4 protein-coding genes are annotated in these 3500 nt (G+C 60.4%); 3 read left to right on the plus strand and 1 reads right to left on the minus strand.

Annotation, left to right across the window (positions count from 1 at the left end):
* The coding region (locus tag EN969_RS22140) for an FAD-dependent oxidoreductase (protein ID WP_245467472.1) at window positions 1-359 on the minus strand (359 nt) is incomplete at its 3' end.
* A 261-nt stretch (window positions 360-620) separates the two neighbouring features.
* On the opposite strand from EN969_RS22140, the gene EN969_RS22145 reads away from it, so the two are divergent.
* From EN969_RS22145 to EN969_RS22155, 3 genes are all read left to right on the plus strand, one after another.
* Complete coding sequence (locus tag EN969_RS22145) at window positions 621-1778, plus strand: fumarylacetoacetate hydrolase family protein (RefSeq protein ID WP_063167634.1); 1158 nt, start codon at window positions 621-623, stop codon at window positions 1776-1778.
* A 76-nt stretch (window positions 1779-1854) separates the two neighbouring features.
* Entirely contained in the window at window positions 1855-2400 is a 546-nt protein-coding gene (locus EN969_RS22150) for a hypothetical protein (RefSeq protein ID WP_064995104.1), read from the plus strand.
* A 321-nt stretch (window positions 2401-2721) separates the two neighbouring features.
* Window positions 2722-3500: substrate-binding domain-containing protein (locus tag EN969_RS22155; RefSeq protein WP_127419393.1), on the plus strand; the 779-nt coding region annotated here is incomplete at its 3' end.

The raw sequence follows: 3500 nt of genomic DNA on the forward strand, positions 1-3500 counted from the left end.
GCCTGGATCCAGCCATTTCGAACGAACGGCACCGCCAGATTCTCGTCGCGGATCAGCTCGAACACCGCGTTGGCGGTCGACGCCGCGAAATTGACAAGCGCCTCGCCGCGCTCCGGGCCAAAATGCTCCAGCAACCATTCCGGATCGTATTTCAGGCCGGGAATGACCTGGCCGCCATTCAAGCCTGATGCGCCCTGGCCGATCTCGCCGGCGTCCAGCACCTGCACCGACAGGCCAAGCCGGGCGGCATGCAAGGCAGTCGACAAGCCCATGATGCCACCGCCAATGATGGCGAGATCGACCCGTTCGCCATTGGGAAGCGATTGAAACGTGGAAGCTGCCTGCGGCCTGCGCCAGATGGGATCGGAGAATGCTGTCGCCAAGGGTCACCTGAATGCGCTGCGATTGGTGAAAATCCTAGTCAGAATTTCACAATTTTGAAAGAGCACCATGGCTTTCGCCTGTGGACTGCCGCCGAGACGACCGGAGACCCAGAGTTCCGATCGCCTGCGACGGGATAGACCTTTGACGGGAATCCGGTGAAAGTGCCACGCCGATCCGGCTAGCCCACATTGTCGATCACTTCACCACATTGCCGATCACTAAGAGGACAGAGCGCCATGACGAACCCGACCCACCTGCCCAGCGAGGGCCTTTTTGTCGGACGCGCCAGAAGCAGCGGTGCTGCATACCCGCTGGTCGTCACGGTTCGCGATGGCACGGTCTTCGACATCACCTCGCGTACGGCACCGACCATGCGCGACCTTTGCGAGATGGCCGACCCGGCTGGGCATGTCCGCTCGGCCGAAGGCAGACCGATCGGTTCGCTCGATGACATCGCCGCCAACAGTTTTGAAACCGGGCGCGATCCAGCAAAACCCTACCTGCTCTCCCCGGTCGACCTGCAGGCGGTCAAGGCATCGGGCGTCACCTTCGTCGTCAGCCTGCTGGAACGGGTGATCGAGGAACAGGCGCGTGGTTCGGCTGAAAAAGCCGATGCCATCCGCGCCGACATTGCCGGACTGATCGGCCACGACCTGTCGAAGCTGAAGCCCGGTTCGCCCGAAGCGATGGAGATCAAGGCCAAGCTGATTTCGCGCGGCGCCTGGTCGCAATATCTGGAAGTGGGCATCGGCCCCGATGCCGAGATCTTCACCAAGTGCCAGCCGATGGCCTCGGTGGGCTTCGGCGCCGATGTCGGGCTGCACCCGGTGTCGACCTGGAACAATCCGGAACCCGAGATCGCCATGATCGCCGCCTCCAGCGGCAGGATCGTCGGCGCCACTATCGGCAACGACGTCAATCTGCGCGACGTCGAAGGGCGTTCGGCGCTGCTGCTCGGCAAGGCCAAGGATAACAATGCCTCGGCCTCACTTGGCCCCTTCATCCGCCTGTTCGACGAGAAATTCTCCATCGATGACGTCAAGCGTGCCGTCGTGCGCCTGAAAGTCGAGGGCGAGGACGGGTTCTCGCTGGAGGGCGCAAGCTCGATGGCCGAGATCAGCCGCTCGCCGGAGGAACTGGTCGCCGCGGCCATGGGGCCGCACCACCAGTATCCGGACGGGCTGGCGCTCTATCTCGGCACCATGTTCGTTCCGTCCAAGGATCGCGGCGAGAAGGGCAAGGGTTTTACCCACAAGGTCGGCGACATCGTCACCATCTCGTCGGAAAAATTCGGCGCGCTGGTCAACCGCGTGCAGCTGTCGCCAGACTGCCCGCACTGGACCTACGGCGCCAGCCATCTGATGCGGGAGCTGGCGAAGGCCGATCTTATTTAGCCAAGCCTTGGCCCAGGGCCACCATCAACGCAATGTTGGCGCCTTATTACTCGTGACCTCGTCGGACTGGAATCCAATGACGATACTTGATGTTCGCCGGCACACCATGAGGCGCAAGCCTGGCGCGCACCTTTCTCGAGAAGGAATCGAACTAGCGCGGTTTGTAGCCCAAGGGGCTGACTCTTATGAACTTGTTGTCACAAGCGAAATTCCACGGGCAATCGAAACCGCAATTGCGATGGGTTTCGAAGTAAATGAGTTGATTGCCGAACTTGGAATTCTTCCCAAAAATATACTCGAAACGATCTCGTGGCCGAGCCCGTTGGCGGAGGTAGAACGTGTACTCCGATCGGACGTAGACTGCATTGCATTTGCTAACACCCAAGTGCGACTGTGGACGAGCATAGCTGCCCGAGTTCCCAACGAAGCGACGGGCTTATTGGTGACGCACGGTGGGATCATCGATCTCGGCGTTGTCGCGTTCCTGATGGCCAGCAAACGTCCTATCGAGGGAGAAGCCATCGGATACTGCGAGGGGCTCCGACTAGAGTTCACCAGCGGAAGACTCACCAATGCCGAAATGCTGCGAGTGCCCGAGCATCTGCATTTGTCGGATACCTAACGGAACAAATCGCCTTGCTCGCCTGGCGGCCGATCGGCTGTGGAGCAACCTGCGCGCCGACCATGACGAGGACTATCTGCTCGGCTAGCCTCGACACCAATTATCCGACAGTCGGAAAATCACCTCAACTGATGCAATCTGATGGGACGGCTGATGACGCCCCGTCAGGCGCCCACTACACCTGCAGATGGAGGCCTGGCAGATGGAGGCTTGCCATCCGTCGAAAAAGGGGATGCTCTGACGCATCCGATCGGCGCTGGCAAAAGACGCAAAACAAGGGACGGATTTTGAACTGACGATCTACAAACGGGAGGAAATCAAATGCTGACACGGCTAAGACGCGTTCTATACGGCCTGTTGGTGGCGCTGATGGTGGTACCAGCAGCGGCACAGGCCAAGACGTTCTACTGGATTTCGCATGGCGGTCCGGCCGATCCGGTCTGGACCTACTTCCTGGCCGGCGCCAAGCAGTGGGCCAAGGACACCGGCAACACGGTCAACACCTCGTTCCACAACGGCGATGTCGCCTCGCAGCAGGAAGCGGTTCGCGCCGCCCTCTCCGCCAAGGCCGATGGCATCGTCACCACGAGCCCCGATCCGGGCAGCCTGATCGAGATCGTCAAGGAAGCGCGTGCGGCGAAAGTGCCGATCATCAATTTCAACACGCCTGATCCGAAAGCCGATTTCAACGCCTATGTCGGCGGCGACAATGTCACCTTCGGCAAGCATTGGGCACAGTATCTGGTCGACAAGGGCCTGGTGAAGAAGGGCGACTTCGTCTGGATGCCGGTCGAAATCCCCGGCGCCACCTATGGCGTGCAGGAAGAGGAAGGCATCAAGAGCGTCTTCGAGCCGCTCGGCATCACGTATGAAATCACGGAAGCGACGCTTGATCAGGCTGAAGTGATCAACCGCATGGTCGACTACCTCACGGCGAACAAGGCCAAGGTCAAGGCGATCATCGGCCTAGGCGACCTCGTCACCGGCTCGATCAAGCGGGTGTTCGACCAGGTCGGCATCAAGCCGGGCGAAATCCCGGTCGTCGGCTGGGGCAATTCGCTCGACACCACCCAGGAAGTGCTGAACGGCTATGTCAATGC

Source organism: Mesorhizobium sp. M7A.F.Ca.CA.003.01.2.1 (assembly GCF_003998945.1).
GTDB lineage: Bacteria > Pseudomonadota > Alphaproteobacteria > Rhizobiales > Rhizobiaceae > Mesorhizobium > Mesorhizobium ciceri.